At 59.7% G+C, this 23,477-nt stretch carries 32 protein-coding genes; 10 read left to right on the top strand and 22 right to left on the bottom strand.

Going from position 1 to position 23,477, the window contains the following annotated elements:
* Positions 1–71 precede the first annotated feature (71 nt).
* Positions 72–359 (bottom strand): type II toxin-antitoxin system RelE family toxin, encoded by a 288-nt coding sequence (locus KGB27_RS02695; protein ID WP_192228524.1) that lies wholly within the window; start codon positions 357–359, stop codon positions 72–74.
* Between the two features lie 11 nt (positions 360–370).
* Positions 371–661 carry a type II toxin-antitoxin system Phd/YefM family antitoxin gene (locus tag KGB27_RS02690; protein ID WP_192228523.1) on the bottom strand — a complete coding sequence of 97 codons (291 nt, stop codon included), beginning with the start codon at positions 659–661 and terminating at the stop codon, positions 371–373.
* A 476-nt stretch (positions 662–1,137) separates the two neighbouring features.
* On the opposite strand from KGB27_RS02690, the gene KGB27_RS02685 reads away from it, so the two are divergent.
* On the top strand, positions 1,138–1,446 hold the full coding sequence (locus KGB27_RS02685) for a DUF3077 domain-containing protein (RefSeq protein ID WP_008039277.1): 309 nt from the start codon (positions 1,138–1,140) through the stop codon (positions 1,444–1,446).
* Positions 1,447–1,682: 236 nt separating this feature from the next.
* On the opposite strand, the gene KGB27_RS02680 is transcribed toward KGB27_RS02685, so the two are convergent.
* A complete protein-coding gene (locus tag KGB27_RS02680; RefSeq protein ID WP_223414436.1) occupies positions 1,683–3,584 on the bottom strand; it encodes a potassium transporter Kup in 1,902 nt (633 codons plus the stop codon).
* Positions 3,585–3,871: 287 nt separating this feature from the next.
* On the opposite strand from KGB27_RS02680, the gene rimO reads away from it, so the two are divergent.
* The 6 genes from rimO (at position 3,872) to tsaA (ending at position 9,121) form a co-directional block, all read left to right on the top strand.
* Entirely contained in the window at positions 3,872–5,209 is a 1,338-nt protein-coding gene (gene rimO, locus KGB27_RS02675; protein ID WP_008030039.1) for a 30S ribosomal protein S12 methylthiotransferase RimO, read from the top strand.
* 113 nt (positions 5,210–5,322) lie between these two features.
* A complete protein-coding gene (locus tag KGB27_RS02670; protein ID WP_008030037.1) occupies positions 5,323–5,796 on the top strand; it encodes a GNAT family N-acetyltransferase in 474 nt (157 codons plus the stop codon).
* Between the two features lie 188 nt (positions 5,797–5,984).
* Positions 5,985–6,695, top strand: coding sequence for an rRNA pseudouridine synthase (locus tag KGB27_RS02665; protein ID WP_192228521.1), 711 nt, complete (start codon positions 5,985–5,987; stop codon positions 6,693–6,695).
* A gap of 75 nt (positions 6,696–6,770) precedes the next feature.
* The gene (locus KGB27_RS02660) at positions 6,771–7,241 is read left to right on the top strand and encodes a DUF1456 family protein (protein ID WP_008030033.1); all 471 of its coding nucleotides are present in this window, start codon (positions 6,771–6,773) and stop codon (positions 7,239–7,241) included.
* Positions 7,242–7,450: 209 nt separating this feature from the next.
* Positions 7,451–8,221 carry an SDR family oxidoreductase gene (locus tag KGB27_RS02655; protein WP_223453223.1) on the top strand — a complete coding sequence of 257 codons (771 nt, stop codon included), beginning with the start codon at positions 7,451–7,453 and terminating at the stop codon, positions 8,219–8,221.
* A gap of 201 nt (positions 8,222–8,422) precedes the next feature.
* Entirely contained in the window at positions 8,423–9,121 is a 699-nt protein-coding gene (gene tsaA, locus KGB27_RS02650; RefSeq protein WP_223553058.1) for a tRNA (N6-threonylcarbamoyladenosine(37)-N6)-methyltransferase TrmO, read from the top strand.
* A 185-nt stretch (positions 9,122–9,306) separates the two neighbouring features.
* Here tsaA and fpr read toward each other — a convergent pair whose 3' ends face one another.
* Positions 9,307–10,086, bottom strand: coding sequence for a ferredoxin-NADP reductase (gene fpr / locus KGB27_RS02645; protein ID WP_003443014.1), 780 nt, complete (start codon positions 10,084–10,086; stop codon positions 9,307–9,309).
* Positions 10,087–10,208: 122 nt separating this feature from the next.
* On the opposite strand from fpr, the gene KGB27_RS02640 reads away from it, so the two are divergent.
* The gene (locus KGB27_RS02640; RefSeq protein ID WP_008030029.1) at positions 10,209–11,135 is read left to right on the top strand and encodes a LysR family transcriptional regulator; all 927 of its coding nucleotides are present in this window, start codon (positions 10,209–10,211) and stop codon (positions 11,133–11,135) included.
* Here the strand turns inward: KGB27_RS02640 and KGB27_RS02635 are convergent.
* The 3 genes from KGB27_RS02635 to KGB27_RS02625 form a co-directional block, all read right to left on the bottom strand.
* Entirely contained in the window at positions 11,132–11,494 is a 363-nt protein-coding gene (locus KGB27_RS02635) for a diacylglycerol kinase (RefSeq protein WP_008030027.1), read from the bottom strand. The genes KGB27_RS02640 and KGB27_RS02635 overlap by 4 nt on opposite strands.
* Before the next feature lie 75 nt (positions 11,495–11,569).
* The gene (erdR, locus tag KGB27_RS02630) at positions 11,570–12,220 is read right to left on the bottom strand and encodes a response regulator transcription factor ErdR (protein WP_192228519.1); all 651 of its coding nucleotides are present in this window, start codon (positions 12,218–12,220) and stop codon (positions 11,570–11,572) included.
* A gap of 209 nt (positions 12,221–12,429) precedes the next feature.
* Positions 12,430–13,173, bottom strand: a complete 744-nt coding sequence (locus KGB27_RS02625) for a tRNA-uridine aminocarboxypropyltransferase (RefSeq protein ID WP_008039290.1) — start codon at positions 13,171–13,173, stop codon at positions 12,430–12,432.
* Between the two features lie 186 nt (positions 13,174–13,359).
* Between KGB27_RS02625 and KGB27_RS02620 the strand changes: the two genes are divergently transcribed.
* Positions 13,360–13,788: a PA3611 family quorum-sensing-regulated virulence factor gene (locus KGB27_RS02620; RefSeq protein WP_008030019.1), complete on the top strand. Its 429-nt coding sequence runs from the start codon at positions 13,360–13,362 to the stop codon at positions 13,786–13,788.
* Here the strand turns inward: KGB27_RS02620 and KGB27_RS02615 are convergent, their stop codons facing one another.
* Entirely contained in the window at positions 13,789–13,983 is a 195-nt protein-coding gene (locus KGB27_RS02615; protein WP_008030018.1) for a hypothetical protein, read from the bottom strand.
* A 108-nt stretch (positions 13,984–14,091) separates the two neighbouring features.
* Positions 14,092–14,217 carry a hypothetical protein gene (locus KGB27_RS31380; RefSeq protein ID WP_259331695.1) on the bottom strand — a complete coding sequence of 42 codons (126 nt, stop codon included), beginning with the start codon at positions 14,215–14,217 and terminating at the stop codon, positions 14,092–14,094.
* A 132-nt stretch (positions 14,218–14,349) separates the two neighbouring features.
* Between KGB27_RS31380 and KGB27_RS02610 the strand changes: the two genes are divergently transcribed.
* The gene (locus KGB27_RS02610; protein WP_008030016.1) at positions 14,350–15,468 is read left to right on the top strand and encodes a TIGR00730 family Rossman fold protein; all 1,119 of its coding nucleotides are present in this window, start codon (positions 14,350–14,352) and stop codon (positions 15,466–15,468) included.
* 45 nt (positions 15,469–15,513) lie between these two features.
* Here KGB27_RS02610 and recX read toward each other — a convergent pair whose 3' ends face one another.
* The 13 genes from recX to KGB27_RS02545 form a co-directional block, all read right to left on the bottom strand.
* Positions 15,514–15,981, bottom strand: a complete 468-nt coding sequence (gene recX / locus KGB27_RS02605; RefSeq protein WP_223553049.1) for a recombination regulator RecX — start codon at positions 15,979–15,981, stop codon at positions 15,514–15,516.
* Positions 15,982–15,989: 8 nt separating this feature from the next.
* The gene (recA, locus tag KGB27_RS02600; RefSeq protein WP_008030012.1) at positions 15,990–17,048 is read right to left on the bottom strand and encodes a recombinase RecA; all 1,059 of its coding nucleotides are present in this window, start codon (positions 17,046–17,048) and stop codon (positions 15,990–15,992) included.
* 83 nt (positions 17,049–17,131) lie between these two features.
* The gene (locus tag KGB27_RS02595) at positions 17,132–17,632 is read right to left on the bottom strand and encodes a CinA family protein (protein WP_008039294.1); all 501 of its coding nucleotides are present in this window, start codon (positions 17,630–17,632) and stop codon (positions 17,132–17,134) included.
* Positions 17,633–17,711: 79 nt separating this feature from the next.
* On the bottom strand, positions 17,712–18,248 hold the full coding sequence (locus KGB27_RS02590; RefSeq protein WP_223435408.1) for a lysis system i-spanin subunit Rz: 537 nt from the start codon (positions 18,246–18,248) through the stop codon (positions 17,712–17,714).
* Complete coding sequence (locus tag KGB27_RS02585) at positions 18,230–18,793, bottom strand: glycoside hydrolase family 19 protein (RefSeq protein ID WP_223553046.1); 564 nt, start codon at positions 18,791–18,793, stop codon at positions 18,230–18,232. The genes KGB27_RS02590 and KGB27_RS02585 overlap by 19 nt, the downstream gene beginning before the upstream one ends.
* A gap of 62 nt (positions 18,794–18,855) precedes the next feature.
* Positions 18,856–19,872, bottom strand: coding sequence for a phage tail protein I (locus KGB27_RS02580; RefSeq protein WP_223553044.1), 1,017 nt, complete (start codon positions 19,870–19,872; stop codon positions 18,856–18,858).
* Positions 19,869–20,864, bottom strand: a complete 996-nt coding sequence (locus tag KGB27_RS02575; protein ID WP_223453211.1) for a baseplate J/gp47 family protein — start codon at positions 20,862–20,864, stop codon at positions 19,869–19,871. The genes KGB27_RS02580 and KGB27_RS02575 overlap by 4 nt, the downstream gene beginning before the upstream one ends.
* On the bottom strand, positions 20,861–21,193 hold the full coding sequence (locus KGB27_RS02570; RefSeq protein WP_223435431.1) for a phage baseplate protein: 333 nt from the start codon (positions 21,191–21,193) through the stop codon (positions 20,861–20,863). The genes KGB27_RS02575 and KGB27_RS02570 overlap by 4 nt, the downstream gene beginning before the upstream one ends.
* Positions 21,194–21,203: 10 nt before the next feature.
* Positions 21,204–21,815: a phage baseplate assembly protein V gene (locus tag KGB27_RS02565; RefSeq protein WP_223435436.1), complete on the bottom strand. Its 612-nt coding sequence runs from the start codon at positions 21,813–21,815 to the stop codon at positions 21,204–21,206.
* A 3-nt stretch (positions 21,816–21,818) separates the two neighbouring features.
* Positions 21,819–22,343 (bottom strand): hypothetical protein, encoded by a 525-nt coding sequence (locus tag KGB27_RS02560; protein ID WP_223553042.1) that lies wholly within the window; start codon positions 22,341–22,343, stop codon positions 21,819–21,821.
* 88 nt (positions 22,344–22,431) lie between these two features.
* Positions 22,432–22,779, bottom strand: coding sequence for a phage holin family protein (locus tag KGB27_RS02555; protein ID WP_223553040.1), 348 nt, complete (start codon positions 22,777–22,779; stop codon positions 22,432–22,434).
* A gap of 217 nt (positions 22,780–22,996) precedes the next feature.
* Positions 22,997–23,260, bottom strand: coding sequence for a hypothetical protein (locus tag KGB27_RS02550; RefSeq protein WP_008039325.1), 264 nt, complete (start codon positions 23,258–23,260; stop codon positions 22,997–22,999).
* Between the two features lie 31 nt (positions 23,261–23,291).
* Entirely contained in the window at positions 23,292–23,474 is a 183-nt protein-coding gene (locus KGB27_RS02545; RefSeq protein WP_008039326.1) for a Com family DNA-binding transcriptional regulator, read from the bottom strand.
* Between the last annotated feature and the right edge of the window lie 3 nt (positions 23,475–23,477).

Here is a 23,477-nt window from a genome sequence, read left to right as displayed (position 1 = left end):
TCACCGCCTTCATGCTGCGCACTCCGCTACAAAAAAACCCTCGTTGCCTGAATGGCAGCGAGGGCAATTGTTCAGATCCGACGCTCTGCCGCGTCGTAGACCTCTTCATCACGTCGGGCACCGACCGCGACGATCAGTACCTGAATCGCTCTCCCGTTGACTCGGTAAACAATCCGCGTGTCACCGGTTCGAATTCTTCTACAACCTGCAAGGCTGGCTCTAAGGGGTTTACCGCTTTTATCCGGCTCGCCGTTGATAATTCGCTCTTCGATCACATCAAGAATGCGATTCGCCGCAACAGCTCCCAGTAGATCCAGATCCTTCTGAACCTCCGGGTGATAGATAACGCCCCAAACCATCCCCAGCTCCTTTAGTCTTTCCTGGCGTACCTTGCCCGCATAGCGTCATGGCTGACTGCTTGGGCCTCATCGAAACCGGTCAGGCGTTCCCGAGCGGCTACTTCAATCCGAAGGTCATCCAGTTCGTCGAGCATTTCCTGATACGCATCGATATTGATAATCACCGCCGCCGGTTGATTGTCTTTGAAAATAACCAGGCGCTCGGTGGCGCGGCTGGAAATTTCCTTGAGCCTCGCGCTGAAGCCCCTGACCATCGCAGTCACCGATATCGCCTGGTCAGCACGTTCTAGTAATGCCGTCATATTTACCTCTCTACTATCACGCAACATTTCGCGCACAATTACACGCAGAGTATTGCGTTGAATATCACATTGCGCAAGCACGCCCATTTCTTCGGCTTTGTAGAATCGCTCGCGGCGTTTAGTTTTTGTTTGTTTCAGACGGCGCGATATCGGATGACGCCCGCAGACCTTGTAGGCAAACTCCGAATCGTGTTTTTTGGGCACTTTGATGCCTTGTTGCGCTTTTCTTTGACGGGATAGTCTCCGGACGTCGCTGACCATTCAGCGATCGGGCTTGGAAACCCGTCGAGCGTAGGCAACAACGTGCCCAACATGACCGCAGACATTTACGGCTGCAATTCTGTGTCATGGCGGTTGTGCGTGGGACGTCTTCGGACGTGCCGGTTTCCTAGGCTCCCGGTTTTCCAACCTGCGCACAGCTGCCACCCATTCGCTTGGAAACGAACGTGGCGGCTCCTCAGTTTAGGAGATACACCATGAGCAAAACAGATTCACCTGCCCCCTCAGAACTAAAAACCATCGGCCTCACCCCGGTCCTCTACTGCTCAAACCAACCCCTATTCCATGTCACGCGAGACGTACCCCTCAGCGATGCGTTAGCCATGGCCTCCGATTTCCTGTACCTGGCCAAGGAGCTGACCAAAGATGCTGCCTACGCCCGAGACACCGACCGACACGCCTGGGCCGCGCATTATTTGACGGCGATGAGCAAGGCCGTGGTTGATGATGCAGTGAAGGTGCTGGAGCGGCCGGTTTGGACAAAGACCGAATCTAAAAAACAATGACCTGAGCGCAACTAAAAACGACGGGCCACACTCACAAAAAAGCCAGCAACACGGTCCCTGTAGGAGCAAGCTTGCTCGCGATAGCGATCTGTCAGGCAACATTAATGGTGCATGTTAGTCCGCCATCGCGAGCAGGCTCGCTCCCACAGGGGATCGTTGTCAGCCAACGTCAGGCGTCAGGCAATAAAAAGCCCCCGCTGCCTTCACGGCAACGGGGGCTTTTTGATGTCGCGGGGTTACATCTCGACCTGCGTCCCCAACTCAATCACCCGGTTCAGCGGCAGATTAAAGAACCGCAAATTGCCATTCGCATTCTTCAACATGAACGCAAACAACGCCTCACGCCAACGCGCCATCCCCTCAAGTTTGGAGGCGATGACCGTCTCGCGACTGAGGAAGTAGGTGGTGCGCATCGGGCTGAAATCCAGATCATCGAGGTGACACAACTTCAGCGCTTGCGGCACGTCCGGCTCGTCGATAAAGCCAAAGTGCAGGATCACCCGGAAGAACCCTTCGCCGTGGGATTCCACCTCGAAGCGCCGTGTCGTCGGTACTCGCGGGATGTCTTCGTACACCACCGTCAGCAGCACCACTTGCTCGTGCAGCACCTGGTTATGCAGCAAGTTGTGCAACAACGCGTGGGGTACGGCGTCTGGCCGCGCGGTGAGGAACACGGCGGTGCCCTGGACGCGATGCGGCGGTTGCACGGCGATACTGCTGATGAAAATCGGCAGCGGCAGCCCGCCTTCGTCCATGCGCTCCACCAACAGTTGTTTGCCGCGCTTCCAGGTAGTCATCAGCACGAACAGCGCAATACCGGCGATCACCGGGAAGGCCCCGCCCTGTACGATTTTCGGCACGTTGGCGGCGAAGTACACGCCATCGACCAGCAAAAATCCCAACAGGACCGGCACCGCAAGGACCGGTGGCCATTTCCATAGCAGCAGTATCACTGCCGACACCAGAATGCTGGTCATCAGCATGGTCCCGGTCACCGCAACGCCATAAGCCGAGGCCAGGGCGCCGGAAGATTCGAAACCCAGCACCAGCAGGACCACGCCGACCATCAGCGCCCAGTTCACCGCACCGATGTAGATCTGGCCTTGCTCGGCGCTGGAGGTGTGCTGGATGTGCATGCGCGGAATGTAGCCGAGCTGAATCGCCTGGCGGGTCAGGGAGAACGCGCCCGAAATCACCGCTTGCGAAGCAATCACCGTGGCCAGGGTCGACAGGCCGACCAGGGGAATCAACGCCCAGCTTGGCGCCAACAGATAAAACGGGTTGCGCGCCGCTTCCGGGTCACCGAGCAGCAAGGCGCCCTGGCCGAAGTAGTTCAGCACCAGCGCCGGCAGCACGAGGATGAACCAGGCGCGGGCAATCGGCTTGCGTCCGAAGTGGCCCATGTCGGCGTACAGCGCTTCGGCACCGGTCAACGCCAGCACCACCGCGCCGAGGATCGCCACGCCCATGCCTGGGTGAACGATGAAGAAGCGCACGCCCCAGACCGGGTTCATCGCTTGCAACACTTCCGGATGCTGCATGATGCCGTAGACACCCAGTGCGCCCAGCACCAGGAACCAGGTGACCATGATCGGCCCAAACAGGATGCCGATTCGCGCGGTGCCGTGGCTCTGGATCAAAAACAGCGCCACCAGCACGATCAACGACAGCGGCACCACCCAATGGTCGATGCCTTCGAAGGCCAGCCCGAGACCTTCAATCGCCGAAAGCACGGAGATCGCCGGAGTGATCATGCTGTCGCCATAGAACAGCGCCGCGCCGATCAGCCCGCAGACCACCAGCAACGTGCGCAACCTCTTGTGCCCCGCCGCTGCCCGCCGCGCCAGCGCGGTCAACGCCATAATCCCGCCTTCGCCCTGGTTGTCGGCGCGCAGGACAAACATCATGTACTTGATCGAGACGACCCAGATCAGCGACCAGAAGATCAGCGCCAGGATGCCCAACACGCCGTCATGGTTGACCGGTACACCGTAACCACCGGAAAACACTTCTTTGAGGGTGTACAGCGGGCTCGTGCCGATATCGCCGTAAACCACCCCGACCGCCGCGACCAGCATACCGATCGGCTTCGCCGCCGAATGCTCGGCACCCGCCGCCTGACTACTTGCCTGACCCATCCAACACTCCTACTACCCAGACCGGACTTCTTGGAAGAAGCACTATGCTTTGTCACGCAGCATGCGCTGTTTTACATGACGTTACAGACGTTTTGTTGACTGTAAAAAATCGGTAACGCGTAACGGCGCGAAGCATAGCGCAGCACTCGTCGTATTTCCCTCCATAAAGCTGGTCAAGTGCGTCTCTCATCGCTAGAATTGCGCACTTTTTGATCAGAGGCGCAACAAGCGCCCGTCTGTCGCCTTGCCGTCTTCGGCTGGAGGCGTCACAAATACCGAGGTTAGACATGTCCACCACTCCTGCGCCGGCCAATCCAAAGGTTGGCTTCGTATCCCTGGGTTGCCCCAAAGCACTGGTCGACTCCGAGCGCATCCTTACCCAGCTGCGCATGGAAGGTTATGACGTTGTGTCCACTTATCAGGACGCCGATGTCGTGGTGGTCAACACCTGCGGTTTCATCGACTCGGCCAAGGCAGAATCTTTGGAAGTGATCGGCGAAGCCATCAAGGAAAACGGCAAGGTCATCGTGACCGGCTGCATGGGCGTCGAAGAAGGCAACATCCGCAACGTACACCCGAGCGTGCTGGCCGTGACCGGTCCGCAGCAGTACGAGCAAGTGGTCAACGCCGTGCACGACGTCGTGCCGCCGCGTCAGGATCACAACCCGCTGATCGACCTGGTGCCGCCGCAAGGCATCAAGCTGACCCCGCGCCACTACGCGTACCTGAAGATTTCCGAAGGCTGCAACCACAGCTGCAGCTTCTGCATCATCCCGTCGATGCGCGGCAAGCTGGTCAGCCGTCCGGTCGGTGACGTGCTCGACGAGGCCCAGCGCCTGGTCAAGGCCGGCGTCAAAGAGCTGTTGGTGATCTCGCAAGACACCAGCGCCTACGGCGTCGATGTGAAGTACCGCACCGGTTTCTGGAACGGCGCGCCGGTGAAAACCCGCATGACCGAACTCTGCGAAGCCCTGAGCACCCTCGGCGTCTGGGTTCGTTTGCACTACGTTTACCCGTACCCGCACGTCGACGAGCTGATTCCGCTGATGGCCGCCGGCAAGATCCTGCCGTACCTGGACATCCCGTTCCAGCACGCCAGCCCGAAAGTCCTGAAGTCGATGAAACGCCCGGCCTTCGAAGACAAGACCCTGGCGCGCATCAAGAACTGGCGCGAGATCTGCCCGGACCTGATCATCCGTTCGACCTTCATCGTCGGCTTCCCCGGCGAAACCGAAGAAGACTTCCAGTACCTGCTGAACTGGCTGACCGAAGCCCAGCTCGACCGCGTCGGCTGCTTCCAGTACTCGCCGGTCGAAGGCGCACCGGCCAACGACCTGGACCTGGACATCGTACCGGACGACGTCAAGCAAGACCGTTGGGACCGCTTCATGGCGCACCAGCAAGCCATCAGCTCGGCACGCCTGCAAATGCGCGTCGGCCGTGAAATCGAAGTGCTGGTCGATGAAGTCGACGAGCAAGGCGCGGTCGGCCGTTGCTTCTTCGATGCCCCGGAAATCGACGGCAACGTGTTCATCGACAACGGCAGCAACCTGAAACCGGGCGACAAAGTCTGGTGCAAGGTGACCGACGCCGACGAATACGACCTGTGGGCTGAACAGATCTAAACGCAAAAAATACGAAAAGCCCTGCTCTCTTGACGAGATGCGGGGCTTTTTTACGTCTATCGTTTTGTGGGAGAAAGGACTCGCGCCATCCACTGCAAAAGGGGCATTCGGCCATGCGCCAACATTCGGTCATCCACACGCCGAAACAGAGCGACTACCAGGAACTGACTCGGGTCTGGGAAGACTCGGTGCGCGCCACCCATGACTTTCTGCCGGACAGTTACATCGAACTGCTGAAGAATCTTGTGCTGACGCGCTACCTCGACGCGGTGATGCTGATCTGTACCAAAGACTCGCGCCAGCGCATCACCGGGTTCGCCGGCGTGGCAGCGGGCAAAGTTGAAATGCTCTTCATCGACCCGGCCCACCGTGGCCAGGGCCTGGGCAAGCAGTTGCTGCGTTATGCCATGGAACACCTGAACGCCGATGAACTGGACGTCAATGAACAGAACCCGCAGGCGCTGGGGTTCTACTTCAAACAGGGCTTCGAGGTGATCGGCCGCACCGAGCATGACGGCATGGGGCAGCCTTATCCGTTGTTGCATATGCGGCTGCGCCAAACCCGGCAACAGTCGAGCAACGGCTGACCTGTGTAGGAGCCGGCTTGCCGGCGATGGACGTAAACGATAACGCGTCCTTTCTGGATAAACGCGGTGTTCCGACCTCCATCGCTGGCAAGCCAGCTCCTACAAATAGCTGTACGGCGTAAATGGAGCCGGGATTAACCGGCGCCCAGCAGGTACAATGCCCACCCCTTTTTTGTTACGGCCCTGTCATGACTGACCCGATACGTCTCTCCAAACGCCTCATCGAACTCGTCGGCTGTTCCCGTCGGGAGGCTGAGCTGTTCATCGAGGGCGGCTGGGTCACCGTGGACGGCGAAGTCATCGACGAGCCGCAGTTCAAGGTCGACACCCAGAAAGTCGAGCTCGACCCGCAGGCCCAGGCCACCGCACCAGAGCCGGTGACCATCCTGTTCAACGTGCCGGCAGGTATGGACGCGGACACCGCGATGGCCACCATCAGCGCCGAAACCCTGAGCGAAGAACATCGCTTCAGCAAACGTCCGCTCAAGGGCCATTTCCAGCGCCTGACCGCCAGCACCGACCTGCAGGCCAACGCCAGCGGTCTGCTGGTGTTCACCCAGGACTGGAAGATCCTGCGCAAACTCACCGCCGACTCCGCGAAAATCGAGCAAGAGTATGTGGTCGAGGTTGAAGGCGAGATGGTGGCTCACGGCCTCAACCGCCTGAACCATGGCCTCACCTACAAGGGCAAGGAACTGCCGCCGGTCAAGGCCAGCTGGCAGAACGAAAACCGCCTGCGTTTTGCGATGAAGAACCCACAACCGGGCGTGATTGCCCTGTTCTGCCAGGCCGTCGGCCTGAAGGTCGTCGCTATCCGCCGCATCCGCATCGGCGGCGTGTCCATCGGCAAAGTGCCGTTGGGCCAATGGCGCTACCTGTCCGGCAAAGAGAAGTTCTAAGACTTTTCACGCCGCCACACATTCTGGCGCCGCGGTTTATGCGGCGCCCACTGCCGACTATCAGGATTGCACACCATGATTCATAACGACGTACTGCGCAGCGTGCGCTACATGCTCGACATCAGCGACAAGAAAGTCATCGAGATCATCAAGCTCGGCGGCATGGACGTGTCCCTGGAAGCCCTGCTGACCTACCTCGACAAGAAAGAAGAGGACGAGGAAGGCTTCGTACGCTGCCCGGACGAGGTCATGGCGCATTTCCTCGACGGCCTGGTGATCTTCAAGCGCGGCAAGGACGAAAGCCGTCCGCCGCAGCCAATCGAAGTGCCGGTGACCAACAACATCATCCTGAAAAAACTGCGCGTGGCCTTCGAGCTGAAAGAAGACGACATGCACGCGATCCTCAAGGCCGCCGAGTTCCCGGTGTCCAAGCCTGAGCTGAGCGCGCTGTTCCGCAAGTTCGGCCACACCAATTATCGCCCGTGCGGCGACCAGTTGCTGCGCAATTTCCTCAAGGGCCTGACCCTGCGCGTTCGCCCGCAGTAACCCCCACAGACCTTGGGCCACCACCGCCCCCTGTAGGAGCCAGCTTGCTGGCGATGGCGATTTTGAGGACGCCATCGCCGGCAAGCCGGCTCCTACAGGTCGGGGTAGCAGGTCTGGCTGTATGAATCCCCATTCCGCGCAAAAATAGTGGCTCCGCTTCCAGCGGCTGACGACTAGGGTGTATGCACCCTCAGCTCTCAGGATTCGCCATGCACCCGTACTTTTCCCTGCAAGGCCGCACCGCTCTGGTGACCGGCGGCACCCGTGGTATCGGCAAAATGATCGCCAAGGCCTATGTCGAGGCCGGCGCCACCGTGTACGTCTGCGCGCGCGATGCCGAAGCGTGTCAGCAAACGGCTGACGAGTTGAGCGCCTTCGGTACGTGCCATGCGGTGGCCGCCAACCTGGCCACTGAAGAAGGTGTGCTGCAACTCGCGACGCAGTTGGGCGAGCAGATCGGCCATCTGGATATTCTGGTGAACAACGCCGGCACCACTTGGGGCGCGCCGCTCGAGAGCTATCCGGTCAAGGGCTGGGAAAAGGTCATGCAGCTCAACGTGACGTCGGTGTTCAACTGCATCCAGCAGTTCTTGCCGCTGCTGCGCAAGGCCGGGTCAGAAGCCAATCCGGCGCGGATCATCAACATCGGCTCGGTGGCGGGGATTTCTTCCTTCGGTGAGCAGGCTTATGCCTACGGGCCGAGCAAGGCGGCTCTGCATCAATTGTCGCGGATACTGGCGCGGGAACTGGTGAGCCAGCACATCAACGTCAACGTGATCGCACCGGGGCGCTTTCCGAGCAAGATGACCCAGCACATCGGGAACGATGAGCAGGCGCTGGCGGAGGATACGGCGTTGATTCCGATGAAGCGCTGGGGCCGGGAGGAAGAGATGGCGGCGTTGGCGATCAGTCTGGCGAGTACGGCGGGGGCTTACATGACCGGGAATATCATTCCTCTTGATGGTGGGTTCAGTCTCTAGATCGGCGGTGCGGCCTTCGCGGGCAAGCCTCGCTCCTACAGGTTCTTTGGCGTACACAAACTCTGTGTTCGCTCGAGAACCCTGTAGGAGCGAGTGGTGCGGCAGTCCGACTTGCCCGCGAATAGGCCCGCTCAGCCACCACCAGTCTTGAGGCCCGTCGGGGTATCATGCCCGCCTCAATCCTGCTTCGACCCTAAACCAATGACCTACAGCGTTTCCCCCATCGGCTTCGTGCGCTCCTGTTTCAAGGAGAAGTTCGCCATCCCGCGCCAGCCGCAACTGGCGCCCGCCGCTCGCGGCGTGCTGGAACTGGTGGCGCCGTTCGATCAGGGCGACGCCGTGCAGGGTCTGGAGCAGGTCAGCCACGTCTGGCTGCTGTTCCTTTTTCATCAGGCCCTGGAAGAAAAGCCACGCCTGAAAGTCCGCCCGCCTCGCCTCGGCGGCAACAAATCCATGGGCGTGTTCGCCACCCGCGCGACGCACCGGCCCAACGGCATCGGCCAATCCGTGGTGAAGCTGGACAAGGTCGAGGCCAATCGCCTGTGGATATCCGGCATCGACTTGCTGGATGGCACGCCGATTCTCGACATCAAACCCTACGTGCCTTATGCCGACATCATCGACACGGCGTCCAATAGCATCGCCAGCGCTGCGCCGCAGCTGATTGCCGTGCAGTGGACGGACTCAGCGTTGCAACAGGCGCATGGGCACGCTCAGCGGCTGGAAGAGCCTTTGGTGGAGCTGGTTGAGCAGTGCCTAGCGCAGGATCCGCGGCCGGCTTATCAGACGCCCGCGCCTGAGCGGGAATATGGGGCGCAATTCTGGGATGTGGATGTGCGGTGGCACTATCCGACGCCGGATTCGATCTGCGTCCTTGAGGTCATTCCCGCACAGGTTTAAACGCCAGAAACGAAAAAGCCCGCATGACCTTCTCAGGTCATGCGGGCTTTTCCATGCGCTACATATCTACTGTAGGAGCTGGCTTGCCAGCGATGGTCGTTAACGATAACGCATGTTTACCGGGGTAAACGCGGTGCATTCAAGTCCATCGCCGGCAAGCCGGCTCCTACACAAGTGACCTTCGGTCACTTTTCGACGAACGCACGCTCGATCAGGTAATCACCCGGCTCGCGCATCCGCGGCGAAACTTTCAGGCCGAAGCTGTTCAGCACTTCGCTGGTTTCGTCGAGCATGCTCGGGCTGCCGCACAGCATGGCGCGGTCGTCCTGCGGGTTGATTGGTGGCAGACCGATGTCGCTGAACAGCTTGCCGCTGCGCATCAGGTCGGTCAGGCGACCTTCGTTCTCGAACGGCTCGCGGGTCACGGTCGGGTAGTAGATCAACTTGTCACGCAGGGCCTCGCCGAAGAACTCGTTCTGCGGCAGGTGCTCGGTGATGAATTCGCGGTAAGCGACTTCGTTGACGTAACGTACGCCGTGGCACAGGATCACTTTTTCGAAACGCTCGTAGGTTTCCGGGTCCTGGATGACGCTCATGAACGGCGCCAGACCGGTACCGGTGCTGAGCAGGTACAAATGTTTGCCAGGCTTCAAGTCGTCCAGTACCAGCGTGCCGGTAGGCTTCTTGCTGATGATGATCTCGTCGCCTTCCTTCAGGTGCTGCAACTGAGAAGTCAGCGGGCCATCAGGCACCTTGATGCTGAAGAACTCGAGATGCTCTTCCCAGTTCGGGCTGGCAATCGAGTAAGCGCGCATGAGCGGCCGGCCGTTGGGCTGTTGCAGGCCGATCATCACGAACTGACCGTTCTCGAAGCGCAGGCCCGGATCGCGGGTGCACTTGAAGCTGAACAGAGTGTCGTTCCAGTGGTGAACACTGAGGACACGCTCGTGGTTCATGTTGCTCATGTACGTGGGACTCCTGGAGATTTTGCCTGCGCCTGTGGTCTGCGCAATTGCATCGCATTCTAATGGCAGCGACAATATCTGTTAAATGGATTATTAAGATAAGGGTTATCGGTTATATCGATATGCGATTTACTCTCCGTCAACTTCAAGTCTTCGTCGCCGTCGCCCAGCAGGAAAGCGTATCCCGTGCTGCGGGCCTGCTCAACCTGTCGCAATCGGCGGCAAGCACCTCGATCACCGAACTGGAGCGCCAGTCCAGCTGCCAGCTGTTCGACCGCGCCGGTAAACGGCTGAGCCTCAACGCCCTCGGCAAGCAATTGTTGCCGCAAGCGGTGGCGTTGCTCGACCAGGCCAAGGAAATCGAAGACCTGCTCAACGGCAAATCCGGTTTCGGCTCGCTGGCGGTCGGCGCGACCCTCACGATCGGCAACTACCTGGCTACGCTGCTGATCGGCAGCTTCATGCAGCGCCACCCGGAAAGCCAGGTGAAGCTGCACGTGCAAAACACTGCCAACATCGTGCAACAAGTTGCGCATTATGAAATTGATCTGGGTCTAATCGAAGGCGACTGCAGCCATCCGGACATCGAAGTGCAGAGTTGGGTCGAGGATGAGCTGGTGGTGTTCTGCGCGCCGCAGCATCCGCTGGCCCTGCGCGGCACGGCGACCATGGAAGAACTGAGCCACGAGGCGTGGATTCTGCGTGAGCAAGGCTCGGGCACGCGCCTGACCTTTGACCAGGCCATGCGTCATCATCGCAGCGCGTTGAATATCCGCCTGGAGCTGGAACACACCGAAGCGATCAAGCGCGCGGTGGAATCAGGATTGGGGATTGGCTGCATTTCACGGCTGGCACTGCGCGACGCGTTTCGCCGCGGCAGCCTGGTGCCGGTGGAGACGCCGGATCTCGATCTGGCGCGGCAGTTCTATTTCATCTGGCACAAACAGAAATTTCAGACACCGGCGATGCGCGAATTCCTCGACCTGTGCCGCGCTTTCACCGCCGGGGTTCAGCGCAGCGACGAGATCGTGCTGCCCACCATCGCTTAAAGCAGGATCACCGCCCACACCAGCGCGATCATGGTCAACGCCACCAGCTGCGCGGCGCTGCCCATGTCCTTGGCGTTCTTGGACAGTGGGTGCAGTTCCAGGGAAATGCGGTCGATGGCCGCTTCCACCGCTGAATTGAGCAACTCGACGATCAACGCCAACAAGCAGACGGCTATCAACAGCGCCTGCTCGACGCGGCTGACGTTCAAAAAGAACGAAATCGGAATCAGGATGACATTGAGCAACACCAGTTGCCGAAAAGCCGCTTCGCCGGTGAAGGCTGCGCGCAGGCCGTCCAGCGAGTAACCGGAGGCGTTAAGGATGCGTTTCAGGCCGGTCTGGCCTTTGAAAGGGGACATAAAAGTGGCAACTGACCAAAAAGGAGTGGGAAAGCTAGATCAACCAAAGTCAAAAAAGCGTGAAGACGCCAACCTTCAGTGGCTTGAAATTGACTCAAGTTGTTGCAGGAGCAACGCCGCCTGGGTTCGGGTCCGTACATTCAGCTTACGGAAAATCGCCGTGACGTGGGCTTTGATCGTCGCTTCGGACACGCTCAGTTCGTAGGCAATCTGTTTGTTCAGCAGGCCTTCGCAGACCATGGTCAGCACCCGGAACTGCTGCGGTGTCAGGCTGGCGAGGCCTTCACTGGCGGCCTTGGCTTCATCGGAAACGCTGACTGCTTCGAACGCCTGAGGCGGCCAGAACACATCGCCATCCAGTACCGAACGTACGGCTTTCTGGATCACGCTCAGGTCACTCGATTTAGGAATGAAACCGCTGGCACCGAACTCACGGGACTTGACCATGATCGAGGCTTCTTCCTGGGCCGACACCATCACCACCGGAATTTGCGGGTACTGACCACGCAGCAGCACCAGCCCGGAAAAACCGTAGGCGCCCGGCATGTTCAGGTCCAGCAACACCAGGTCCCAGTCGGATTTTTCGTCGAGGCGGGTTTCCAGCTCGGCGATGCTCGCCACTTCCACCAGACGGACTTCCGGGCCAAGGCCCAGGGTCAACGCTTGATGCAAGGCGCTACGAAAAAGAGGGTGGTCATCGGCAATCAGGATTTCGTATGTGGCCATTTTTCAAATGATCCTGTTCTTCTAACAGCTCAAGGCGCAGCCACGGAGCTGCACCAACAGGGCACGTTCAACGCCAATGACGTGGCAATCACGTAAACAATACGGCGTATGAAACTACAGCCGCGCCCCAATCGGCGCCAAGCATGCCCAGCGAAACCGGGGTGGTCAAGGTGCCTGGCCGCTACAGTTCTTTGCAGTATGGGCGACAATCAGGCCGTGACGACGGCCGCTTTCGGTACGAAAGGCATCAGCTCGGCATGTGCCGGTGTTGCAACGTTCATTTCCAGCTGATGCTTGGCATCGAGGTAATGTTGGCTGAACACGTCGAAATAAGCGTCCAGTGCCGACGCGGCGTCGACATCGCCCGCCAGATCGAGGCACAACGCCGCTACTTCCGCCGTGCACAAATGCTCGCTGCGAGTCGACCGGCGCAGACGATAGCGCGACAGCTTCTCGGGCAGCAGGCTCAGGATCGGCAATGATTCAAAGTACGGGCTTTTGCGAAAAATCTTCCGGGCTTCGGTCCAGGTCGCGTCCAGCAGAATGAACAGCGGTCGCTTGCTGCTATCCACCTCGACGGTGTTGGTCACGCGCTCAGGTTCGACGTACTCGCCCGGAAACACCAGATACGGCTGCCATTGCGGGTCGGCGAGCAACGCCAGCAGCTGCGGGTCGGTTTCCGTGCGCGACCAGATGAACGCATGGTTGTCGCGCACCACATCGGCGATCAGCCACCCCGTGTTACTCGGCTTGAACACTTCCTTGTTGGTCATGATCAGGCACACGCCCGAGCGGGTCTCGACCTGCGGACGCCAGGCACACAGGCAATGGCTCTCGATCACGCGGCAGGCACGGCAACGCGTCGCCCTCCAGCCTCGGGCCTGAATCGGCTTGATGCCCTCCTCTTCGCGCTGGTCGCGCAAGCGGGCTACGGCGTTGGGGGCGTGGTTCATCGTGGGCAACACCGGCAGACAGGAAAACTCGACACGAACGGCACTCAGGGCGATAAAGGCCGGCAGTTTACCAGAGCGGCCGGCACAAGCCTGTACCGTCCAGACGGGCTCCCCTATAATTCGCCGCCAATGAACGCACAGCCCTGTGGCTGGTCGAACCACCAGTCACCGAACCAGGAGAGTTTCATGCTGCGCCTTATCGTTCCCACCGCTGCCATCCTGCTGGCGTCGTCCTTCAGCGCTCAGGCTGCGTCCTTGAGTGAGCAGAATCTCAACAGAGAGCTGCGAAACGTCGCCGCACAAAGCAGCGTCGGCACGCCACGGGCGATCAACGAAGACATTCTCGACCAGGGCTACACCGCCGAAGGCAATGTTCTGATCAACCACTTGAGCGTGCAAAGCAGCCACGCCAACAAGATGCGGGCTGATCCGAAAGCGGTGTACTTCCAGCTTGGCGCTTCCGTCTGCAGAAACGAGGGGTTCCGCAAGCTGATGAAGAAGGGCGCGATCATGCGTTACGACTTTACCGAGGTGAAAACCAATCGCGCGGTCGGCTCCGCCAGCTTCGAGGAATCGGATTGCCCGAAAGCCACGCCGCCGGCAAAGAAAAAGTAATCAATGGGAATTGGCGCGCCGCTGTTCATCCTCGGCGCGCAGTTCGGCCAACAACGCCTGTAAATAGCGCGAACGCCGCTCGGCTCCCTCCAGACGCCGGCAACACTCCTCTTCGAGACTCAAATGATTGGTCTCGGCCGATGACTTCAATAATCGATACAGTTGCGTATCGATCTCCAGAATGACTCTGGCCATAGCATCCCGCCTCCTTGCACTTCGCCCTTGCTTGAGCGACAAAATCCTTGAACCGCTTGTACCGTGCGCCCTGCCTTTGACGCAAAGCTGTCGTGTCACGTCTGTAATTTAGTAAATCAGAGTGCCGGACACTTGGCGCAGGTTCAGACGAGCGGTGAAATCACCTTGCAAATCGTCAATAAGCGGTTGCCAGGAAAGACTTTGCAGCGCAATGATCAAGTCAGCGAAAACCATCTAGAGGGTCTAGATTCATAGTGTTCCCGTTCACTTTTCAGGGCAGAAAAGGGGCTGCCTGGTTTGCGTTTTCCGATGCGAATGTTTCTTTCATCCAAAGGAACAACAGAGCCTGTACGGAAGGAGAAGTTGATGCCTTACCAACCGAATGACCTCCTCAGCCGTCATTTCGAAGAAAGCGGCCACGACCTCATCAGCAAGGTCGAAGAGCAACTCAACCTGGTTTCACCCAACAGCCCGAACATCCCGATCTACCGCGACATGATCCTGACCGTGCTGCGCATGGCCCAGGACGATCACAACCGCTGGAATGCCAAGATCACCCTGCAAGCCCTGCGCGAACTCGAACACGCCTTCCGTGTGCTCGAACAATTCCGGGGCCGGCGCAAAGTCACGGTATTCGGCTCGGCCCGCACACCGATAGAACACCCGTTGTATGGCCTGGCCAGAGAACTCGGCGCCGCACTGGCACGCTCCGACCTGATGGTGATCACCGGCGCAGGCGGAGGCATCATGGCGGCCGCCCACGAAGGTGCCGGCCTTGAACACAGCCTGGGATTCAACATCACCCTGCCCTTCGAGCAGCATGCGAATCCCACCGTGAACGGCACCACCAACTTGCTGCCGTTCCACTTTTTCTTTACCCGCAAGCTGTTCTTCGTCAAGGAAGCCGATGCGCTGGTTTTGTGCCCTGGCGGTTTCGGCACCCTTGATGAAGCGCTGGAAGTGCTGACACTCATTCAAACCGGTAAAAGCCCGCTGGTACCAGTGGTGCTGCTGGACGCTCCAGGTGGCACGTTCTGGCAAGGCGCACTGGATTTCATCCGCAATCAACTGGAGGAGAACCGCTACATCCTGCCGACCGACATGAAGCTGGTGAGCCTGGTCTACAGCGCCGAGGAGGCGGTGGAGCAGATCAATCAGTTCTACAGCAACTTCCACTCCAGCCGCTGGCTCAAGCATCAATTCGTGATCCGCATGAACCACAAACTCAGTGATGCTGCGCTCGAGCACATGCAACAAGCGTTCGCCGACCTGTGCCTGAGCGATCACTTCCATCAGCATGCCTACAGCGGCGAGGAGCACGACGAACCGCAGTTCAGCCACCTCGCTCGCCTGGCCTTCACCTTTAACGCCCGTGATCATGGACGACTGCGCGAACTGGTGGACTACATCAACCTGCCGGAAAACTGGGCGCAGTCCAAACCCCAGGCGCAACAACGCACGCGGGAACCGTCAAAGGTTACGTGAGGCAAAAAAAAACGGCCCGCTATCGAAATAGCGGGCCGTTTTTGTTTAATCATCCATTCCTCGACCGCTGAACAAGCGGCTGATCATTTCCATGGAGTAGCCCCGATAACTCAGGAACCGCCCTTGCTTGGCGCGTTCCCGTGCGTCTATCGGTAAATGCCCGGCAAACTTGCGCCGCCAGGTATCTTCCAGTTGTTCCTGCCAGTTGATACCGCTCTCACGCAGTGCGAGTTCGATGTCATTGCGTTGCAGGCCACGCTGGCTCAACTCTTCGCGAATACGCAAAGGGCCATAGCCGGAACGGGAACGGTAGGAAACGAAGCTTTCGAGGTAACGGGATTCGGACAACAGGCCCTCTTCCGTCAAGCGGTCGAGTGCTGTGTCGATCATTTCAGGGAGAGCGCCGCGCTGACGCAGTTTACGCGTCAGCTCGACCCGACCGTGCTCGCGTCGCGCGAGCAGGTCCATTGCGGTTCGCCGCACCGCGACGAGTGTATCGAGTACGGCGGTCATCGGATCAATCAGATATCAGCGTCAGCCAGGTCATCTTCAGTCTCTTTGACCGCAGAAGCTTTGGATTCCGCTACCGATGACGGAGACAGCAACTTGTCACGCAATTGCTTCTCAAGTTTCGCCGCGATTTCCGGGTTGTCCGCCAGGAACTTGGCCGAGTTGGCCTTGCCCTGACCGATCTTGGTGCCTTCGTAGGCATACCAGGCACCGGACTTCTCGACGAAACCGTGCAGAACACCCAGGTCGATCATCTCACCGTTCAGGTAGATGCCCTTGCCGTAAAGAATCTGGAACTCGGCCTGACGGAACGGCGAAGCGACCTTGTTCTTCACAACCTTGACGCGGGTTTCGCTACCGACGACTTCATCACCTTCTTTCACCGCGCCAGTACGACGGATGTCCAGACGAACCGAAGCGTAGAACTTCAGCGCGTTACCACCGGTGGTGGTTTCCGGGCTGCCGAACATCACGCCGATTTTCATACGGATCTGGTTGATGAAGATCACCAGGCAGTTGGCGTTCTTGATGTTACCGGTGATTTTACGCAGCGCCTGGGACATCAGACGGGCTTGCAGGCCCACGTGCATGTCACCCATTTCGCCTTCGATTTCAGCCTTTGGAACCAGGGCGGCTACGGAGTCGACGATGATCACGTCAACCGCGTTGGAACGCACCAGCATGTCGGTGATTTCCAGGGCCTGCTCACCGGTGTCCGGCTGGGAAACCAGCAGGTCGTCGACGTTGACGCCGAGCTTGCCGGCGTATTCAGGATCGAGGGCGTGTTCGGCGTCGACGAATGCGCAGGTCGCGCCGGCTTTTTGAGCCTGGGCGATTACCGACAGTGTCAGCGTGGTTTTACCGGAGGATTCAGGACCGTAGATTTCAACGATACGGCCTTTTGGCAGACCGCCAATGCCGAGCGCGATGTCCAGACCCAGAGAGCCAGTGGAAATAGCCGGGATCGCCTGACGGTCCTGATCGCCCATACGCATTACGGCACCCTTGCCGAATTGACGTTCGATCTGACCCAGGGCCGCAGCCAAGGCTTTCTTCTTGTTGTCGTCCATTAAAGTCCTCACGTAATCAATAAGGCCTGACGGCCAACACCTGTATAAGTAGCCAGTATTATTCCACAGCGATTCAGGATCGCCTACCCCTGATTTGAGATTTCTCCCGAGGCATGGCGCAGCAGCCCCTCTAGCGCGGCCTTCACCGTTTGTCGGCGGACCTCATCGCGGTTGCCGGGGAAGTGCTGCACCTCGCTGAACACCCGCTCCCCCACCCCCCAGGCCAGCCAGACCGTGCCGACCGGCTTGTTCGGCGAACCGCCATCCGGCCCCGCCACACCGCTGACCGCCACGGCAAAATACGCCCGGCTTTTTTCCTGGGCGCCACGGACCATGGCCTCGACCACTTCGCGACTGACCGCCCCCACCGTCGCAAACAACCCGACCGGGACATTCAGTTGCTCGGTCTTCTGCCGGTTGGAGTACGTCACATAACCGGCCTCGAACCACGCCGAACTCCCCGGAATCCGGGTGATCGCCTCGCAAATGCCGCCGCCGGTACAGGATTCGGCTGCGGTGACGTGAGCATTGAGAAGCTGCAGGCGTCTGCCCAGTTCAGCGGCCAGTTGGGTGATTTCTTTCACGGTCATCTCCTGAGCGGGCGGAATGGGACTACCGTACACGAGCGGATCACGCTTGCAAGTTACAGGATCGATCAAAATGTTAGCGACCGAGCGCCCTGATATAGGCCTGACAGGCCTGCAACGCAATCAGTGCACGGTCGCCGGCGTCGGTGATGGCGATAATTCGTTGAGCATGCGCCGGGTCAAGTCGGGCTCGAACGGCACCATGATCCACGTTGCCGGTGCTGGCGGCGGTTGGCACTGCACAGGCTGAGGCAGCGTCATGGGCATCGAGGAGGACTGACAGCCGCACATCAGCAGTGGCAAGACGATCGCGCAAGCGACCTTGATCACGTTGGGCATCGCTAAGCGCTCGATAATGGGTTTGTTCGCTGGCCGATAGCCGCTGTTCCAGCGCCAGCCGTTTATCCTGCTCGGTCTGTTGTCGAGTGGCGGCCGCCAGGGTCAGTTGGTTGAGCATCTCGGCGTGCGCCCTGGCCTGTTCCGCCAGTTGCCGCCCATAACGCCCATCCTGAAATCGCCAGGCCAGCGTTGCCGAGCCACCAGCCAACACAGCCAGCAACACAACAACGCCAACAACCCGCCACGACCCCGGGATCAAACCGAAGGCTGGCATAACACCGCCCTCGCCCGCGCCCAGAGTTGCAAACGATCCTGCAACCCGTTCAACCCCCCGTTGATCCGGCGGGTGATGCTGTTGAACTGGTCACGATCAGCCAGCTCGTTGAGGCCGTTTTGCCCCCAGAACCAGGCGGCGGATTCGGCGGCCCATTGCGGTTGCTCCAACAGTTCCGGCAACTGCAACAGACGCTCGTCGCCGAACAATCCGAGGCTGCACTGCTGGTAGTTATGCTGGCCGGTAATCTGGATCAGGCCACGGCCTCGGTACCTTTGGCCATCACCGTCGGGCATGGGTGTATTGCCCAAACGAGCGGCCAGGGTGCCGGTGTCGTACTTGCTCAAATACTGATCACCGCCGAGTTCGCGCACGTAGTGCAGCTGCCCGGATTCGTGACCGACTTGCGCCAGAAAAGCCGCAATGCGTTTGGGAGTATTGATGTTGGAGCGAGCCATGGCGGTGTTGAGAGCAGAAATGAAAACGCCCGCTTGGTTGCGGGCGTTGGGCATGATCTTTTGCAGTTGTGATTGTGTAATCGTCATAGCATCCCTTGAACGGGGCCCCCGCCGGGGTCCCGGGGTTTCAGAGTGAATTCGCCCGCAGGCTATGACCGTGCGTCCAGACAGGTCGCCTCGATCGAGCAACGATAGCTGTTCTGGCGACTGCCGCTGGCCGTGACCTTGTCGATCGACCAACGACCGCGCATGAAATCGGGCCAGGTGGTATCCAGCAATATCAGGCCTTCGGCAGACAACCCCGGATGACCGGGGCAGTCGATTTTTACCTTCAGCGCTTCACGCATCATCCGGCGCACCTCGCCCTCACCGGCAGCCCGCGCTTCGTCTGCGCTGTGATAGCGCTGGCGGACTGTCTTGAACGGGGCAATGCCGCTTTCCTCGATACGCACTTTACCGGCCGCTGCATCCCACCAACTGGTCTTGCACCCCTGATATTTGGCTCGGCTGGTCTCATCCAGCGTGGCGGAAATGAAGGCGTGATCGCCTGGTCGATTGTTGGTAGTCACCGACAGTTTTATGTCCGGCAGCACTTTGCCCGACAACGATTTCGCCTGACCGCGCCGCGCCAGCACATACAGTTCGTTGATCGGTTTGGCGACGGCGTCATGAAGGTAGGCAAGTCGTGTCAGAAAGCCGACGGACACCGACAGAACGTCGCGTTCGCTTTTGGCGTCCGCCAGACGCCGGTCGAGACGAGCGTCGATTTCTTCGCTGTAGGGTTGCTCGGTAAATGCCCTGACGGAAAAGCTGTAAGGCGCGCCCGGCGGTGTCTGCTCGTACCAGGCACGCACCTCGGGCATTAGCCGCAATCCTTTGGCGGCGTTTTCCAGGGCCTGACGTGTCCCGGCCTGCCGTGCGGTGGGCCAGGCCAGTTCAACGGTCAAACGCTTTTCCGCCTCGGCGGCCTCGGTGCTCCATTCGCTGACACCACGATCCGCTGCGAGATAAGGCAGAAATGCCTGAGGGGTCGAGGTCGGGTTCATCAGCTCGGGGAACGGCGGCGCGATGCGGTCAAGCAATGCACCGAAGCCGATATCGAGGGCTTTTTCCAACGGTGAGCTGTTGGCTGGCAACAGGCTCGGGCGCGGCGTCTGGTCACTCATAGCGTGAGCACCTCGACCTCGACCCCGGTGCAGTAAGGCGCTTCAAACGCCGTCGTCACAATCGGCTCGACCGGTTCGAGAATGTCCAGTTGAACCGCGCCGGCACTATGCAGCGTGTAGTCGATCCAGCTCGGATCGATCCGCCCTTCCAGTCGATGACAGCTCTGGGCATACGCTTGCAGTTGCTGTTGCGCGGCAACCTTGGTCAACCCCGAATCAGGGCCGGCGTTGATTCGGGCGACGACGCGGATTTTGTAGTTTTTGATATGGGCGCTTTGCACCGTGACCCGATCCGTTTCCGGTCGGACGTCAGGCCGGGCGAAGTGCCGGCGCACGCCGTCGAGCAGGTCATCGGACGCAGTGCCATCGCCCTCCCGAGCCAGCACCGTGACCATCACCTCACCGGGCGCGGTGCGGCGTCCATTGCCGTCCTTGACCTGCGCCGCGTAGCCGTCCGGGTCGAAGGTGTACGTGACCGTCACCTCACCCGGTGCATGAGTGTCCACCTTCACCACAGGACGCTCGCCGAGGGTGAAGACCTCGCGGCGATATTGCATGCGTGAACCGGCGGCCGGTGCGTGCGGCGCCAGGTAATAACGCAACCGGGCGTCGTCGTCGCTTTCGTACACGGGCGCAATCGGCGGGAATGCCGCCGGGTCGCCAGGGTCCAGCAACTGACGCTCAAGCCCCATGTCCGCAAGGCGGGCATCGAGGTTGCTGCCAGTCGCCCACCAGGCCAGCATCTGCTTGATACGGGCGTTGTATTTGCGTTCGTGGATTTGCAGGCGCACACAAAAGGCCTCAAGGGCCAGGGTCAGCAACTCGCTTTCGTTTTCGAGGCTGACCTTGATCTTTGCCGCCGACTCGGGAGCGCGGGCGCCGACGTACTCGACGACAAACGTCTTGAACTCGGCGAGCAAATCCTCGAACGCTTCGACGGTGACGATCGATGGTTCGGCCAACTGGTTCTGGCCGGGTATCAACATACTCATGTCACCACCTCGAAAGTCTGTTTGCGGTTTTGCCAGGTGCCGGCGAATCGCAGGACCAGCCCGGCGCCTTGCCGGCTGGCCACAATGACCTGCGGCTGGAAATCATCGATGCCGTTCTGCGGGTTGTAGAACGCTTGTGCCGCGTGGCTCTGGGCAAGCATCAGCAAGTCGTCGCCGAGGTTGCGGCCCAGCAGTTCCGGGATCAGCGAGCCATACAAAGGACGCTTCTGCCGGGTACCCAACGGCGTGGTCAGCGCTCGGGTTGCGCGCTGTACAAACTGCGGCCAGTCATCGACCACCGCCCCGGTGTTTCTTTCGATTCCGATCATGGGAAACTCTTTATGCGGTACTGATGACGCGTCCCTGGTGATCCACCACCGGGCCGCTCAGGTGCACACCGGAAGCGTCGAGTCGCAAGCCGACCGCGCCCAGTTGCAGTTCGATGGCCTCAGGCGTGATCGCAAGTCTCGCCGGCCCGAGATTCAACTCGAGCGCTTCGCGTGAGCCATTGAACGCCGCCGGGCCGTTCTTCCAGTGCAAGGCATGAAGGGCGTCGTCGTAACCGCTTTCCGTACCGTCCAGATAGAGGCGACGCGTCAGCGAAGCCTGGGTCGAGGCAGGTGGAAACCGATTACCGTTAAGCCCGAACAACGCCACGGATTGAGCGCCGCCCTCGCCGCCGCCATGGTTCAGCAACAGGCATTGCTCGCCGACCGAGGGGATCCGCGACTCGCTTTGCGCCCCGGCGCTGGGGTTGAAAAAACGGATGGCGGGCGTCAGCAATCCTGAGTGGCTGACCCGGCAGGTATTGCTGGCCGCATCGACTTCCTGGCACACGCCGATACGACACAGGCTGTCTGTGCGCCGGTGCACGTCTTCAAGTTCGGCCTCCATCTCGGCCAGACGCTCAATGATCGGGCCGAGCTGCTGACGTAAAAGCGCATCGAACATGGCTCAGTCCTCAAGTGCGGTGTATTGGTCCGGGTCGTCGATGTTCGAGACTTCCCAGGTTTTGGCGAATTTCGGGATGCCCAACGGGTCCTCCAGCAGCAATGCGCCGAGGTAAATCGTCTGGGTAAAGGAAAGGGTCCAGGCGAGGTACTCCTGCGAACCGCTGATGAGCGTCGACGGCAAGGCATCGATGTTCATGGGCAGGTCGCATTGACTACCCGGCAGGCCCCAGCGGTTATCCGTGACCAATCCCTTGAGTACGCTCGCCAGATCGCCAGCGGCCAACCCCGGATTACTCAGGGTCGGCGGCACAATGATTTGCAGCGAGATCGACAAAACATGGGCGATGCGCCCGTCATGGGCGCGGTCGCCGGCTGCATTGCGTTCGATGGCGATCAGGACCCACGCCTGATCGAACGTGCCGTCGAAGTCCTGACGGCCTCCGACCTTCAAACCCGGGCCAACCGCACGCAGCGCGTCGGCAATGGCAAAAAACAGACGCGACGGTTTATCGATGTCGGGGGACATAAGAGGCTTCCATTCAAATTTCGAGGCGTCCGGCTGCGTGGGTTCATGCAGCGGACCGGGGATGCCAGAACGGCAAAGGGACCTGGCTTTATTGATCCGGGCGGGAATCATGCGGCGGCACTTCACACACGCCGATCCGCTTGGCCGCCCAGCGCTCATAAAGGCCAATGGCGACATCGGCGCCGGCCATCGCCGTAAGGCAGCCGAACGCGCCGGCCGCCCAGATAGACAGGCCGGCGGCGTACAGCAGCATGATGGCCGAGACCCCACAAATCATGCAGGCCCCGGAACGCAGGGCCAGACGCCGCAGCAATGACCAGCCGCGAGCGCCCTCCTTGTCGGCACGCCACATTTCGCCGGTTACCCCGCCCACCAGGGCGAGCACGATGACCAGCCAGATCGGCATGTCCAGCAACGCTTGTTGCTCGTTTGTCATGTCTCGCCTCCTGGGGTGAATTGCGTAACGAAAAGGTCCCGCGAATACGAGACCATAAATAGGGGGCGCGTGTCTTTCCACGCTACCTGTCGAAGACCATCGTCCTGATTTTGCTTCGGATAGCAGGCCTGCCCATCGACAAGCCTGCCCTTCAACCACGTTACCGGGCGCAGAACTCAGGCAATGCCGGTGAGTTGCCCCCATCGCATACCCGCTATCAAACGTTTTCGTTACGGCGCATAGCCTGCAGCAACGCATAACCCTTCCACGTCAGTTGATAAAGTGGCGTGCCCTTCGGGCCAACGCCTTCGTTGGAGAAATAACCCCCGTCCATCAGCAATTTGAATTGGAACATCTCCTCTGCCTGCGCTGGACGATTGAAGGTTTTCTTGACTAGATCCTCCATCTCCACACCCGCAACGGGTGCGATCGCTTCGCACGCATTCATGAACGATTGGGCTACACCTGTAAAACGTTGCATATGTTTCTCCTGAACGATTAACCCAACAGCTCTATGCCAATTGGGAAGTTGCGGCATGTGCCGCTTCTTTGTCGCTCAACGGCGATCGCTCAAGGCTCGCGGCCTTCACGTGATTCAATGTTCCGCATCGGGAGCATTTGATCTGGAGCTCGGTGTACTCACCCACCCGGGCGAGCAGTCTTTTGCACTGCCCACATCTGCAATCTTTCAACATCAC

This window comes from Pseudomonas sp. BF-R-01 (genome assembly GCF_019946615.1).
GTDB classification, from domain to species: Bacteria; Pseudomonadota; Gammaproteobacteria; order Pseudomonadales; family Pseudomonadaceae; genus Aquipseudomonas; species Aquipseudomonas migulae.
Note: the sequence above shows the minus strand (reverse complement) of the source record. Positions and strands in the feature narration are given on the sequence as shown.

Coding starts and splice junctions, on each gene's coding strand:
- KGB27_RS02670 (WP_008030037.1), top strand. CDS start 5,323: ATGCGCCAACATTCGGTCATCCACACGCCGAAACAGAGCGACTACCAG.
- fpr (WP_003443014.1), bottom strand. CDS start 10,086: ATGAGCAACATGAACCACGAGCGTGTCCTCAGTGTTCACCACTGGAAC.
- KGB27_RS02565 (WP_223435436.1), bottom strand. CDS start 21,815: ATGTTCGATGCGCTTTTACGTCAGCAGCTCGGCCCGATCATTGAGCGT.
- KGB27_RS02560 (WP_223553042.1), bottom strand. CDS start 22,343: ATGTCCCCCGACATCGATAAACCGTCGCGTCTGTTTTTTGCCATTGCC.
- rimO (WP_008030039.1), top strand. CDS start 3,872: ATGTCCACCACTCCTGCGCCGGCCAATCCAAAGGTTGGCTTCGTATCC.
- KGB27_RS02590 (WP_223435408.1), bottom strand. CDS start 18,248: ATGCCAGCCTTCGGTTTGATCCCGGGGTCGTGGCGGGTTGTTGGCGTT.
- KGB27_RS02545 (WP_008039326.1), bottom strand. CDS start 23,474: ATGTTGAAAGATTGCAGATGTGGGCAGTGCAAAAGACTGCTCGCCCGG.
- KGB27_RS02660 (WP_008030033.1), top strand. CDS start 6,771: ATGATTCATAACGACGTACTGCGCAGCGTGCGCTACATGCTCGACATC.
- recA (WP_008030012.1), bottom strand. CDS start 17,048: ATGGACGACAACAAGAAGAAAGCCTTGGCTGCGGCCCTGGGTCAGATC.
- KGB27_RS02690 (WP_192228523.1), bottom strand. CDS start 661: ATGACGGCATTACTAGAACGTGCTGACCAGGCGATATCGGTGACTGCG.
- recX (WP_223553049.1), bottom strand. CDS start 15,981: ATGACCGCCGTACTCGATACACTCGTCGCGGTGCGGCGAACCGCAATG.
- KGB27_RS31380 (WP_259331695.1), bottom strand. CDS start 14,217: ATGGTTTTCGCTGACTTGATCATTGCGCTGCAAAGTCTTTCCTGGCAA.
- KGB27_RS02550 (WP_008039325.1), bottom strand. CDS start 23,260: ATGCAACGTTTTACAGGTGTAGCCCAATCGTTCATGAATGCGTGCGAA.
- KGB27_RS02580 (WP_223553044.1), bottom strand. CDS start 19,872: ATGAGTGACCAGACGCCGCGCCCGAGCCTGTTGCCAGCCAACAGCTCA.
- KGB27_RS02575 (WP_223453211.1), bottom strand. CDS start 20,864: ATGAGTATGTTGATACCCGGCCAGAACCAGTTGGCCGAACCATCGATC.
- KGB27_RS02585 (WP_223553046.1), bottom strand. CDS start 18,793: ATGACGATTACACAATCACAACTGCAAAAGATCATGCCCAACGCCCGC.
- tsaA (WP_223553058.1), top strand. CDS start 8,423: ATGACCTACAGCGTTTCCCCCATCGGCTTCGTGCGCTCCTGTTTCAAG.
- KGB27_RS02625 (WP_008039290.1), bottom strand. CDS start 13,173: ATGAACCACGCCCCCAACGCCGTAGCCCGCTTGCGCGACCAGCGCGAA.
- KGB27_RS02555 (WP_223553040.1), bottom strand. CDS start 22,779: ATGACAAACGAGCAACAAGCGTTGCTGGACATGCCGATCTGGCTGGTC.
- KGB27_RS02610 (WP_008030016.1), top strand. CDS start 14,350: ATGCCTTACCAACCGAATGACCTCCTCAGCCGTCATTTCGAAGAAAGC.
- KGB27_RS02620 (WP_008030019.1), top strand. CDS start 13,360: ATGCTGCGCCTTATCGTTCCCACCGCTGCCATCCTGCTGGCGTCGTCC.
- KGB27_RS02570 (WP_223435431.1), bottom strand. CDS start 21,193: ATGATCGGAATCGAAAGAAACACCGGGGCGGTGGTCGATGACTGGCCG.
- KGB27_RS02695 (WP_192228524.1), bottom strand. CDS start 359: ATGGTTTGGGGCGTTATCTATCACCCGGAGGTTCAGAAGGATCTGGAT.
- KGB27_RS02640 (WP_008030029.1), top strand. CDS start 10,209: ATGCGATTTACTCTCCGTCAACTTCAAGTCTTCGTCGCCGTCGCCCAG.
- KGB27_RS02665 (WP_192228521.1), top strand. CDS start 5,985: ATGACTGACCCGATACGTCTCTCCAAACGCCTCATCGAACTCGTCGGC.
- KGB27_RS02615 (WP_008030018.1), bottom strand. CDS start 13,983: ATGGCCAGAGTCATTCTGGAGATCGATACGCAACTGTATCGATTATTG.
- erdR (WP_192228519.1), bottom strand. CDS start 12,220: ATGGCCACATACGAAATCCTGATTGCCGATGACCACCCTCTTTTTCGT.
- KGB27_RS02655 (WP_223453223.1), top strand. CDS start 7,451: ATGCACCCGTACTTTTCCCTGCAAGGCCGCACCGCTCTGGTGACCGGC.
- KGB27_RS02685 (WP_008039277.1), top strand. CDS start 1,138: ATGAGCAAAACAGATTCACCTGCCCCCTCAGAACTAAAAACCATCGGC.
- KGB27_RS02680 (WP_223414436.1), bottom strand. CDS start 3,584: ATGGGTCAGGCAAGTAGTCAGGCGGCGGGTGCCGAGCATTCGGCGGCG.
- KGB27_RS02635 (WP_008030027.1), bottom strand. CDS start 11,494: ATGTCCCCTTTCAAAGGCCAGACCGGCCTGAAACGCATCCTTAACGCC.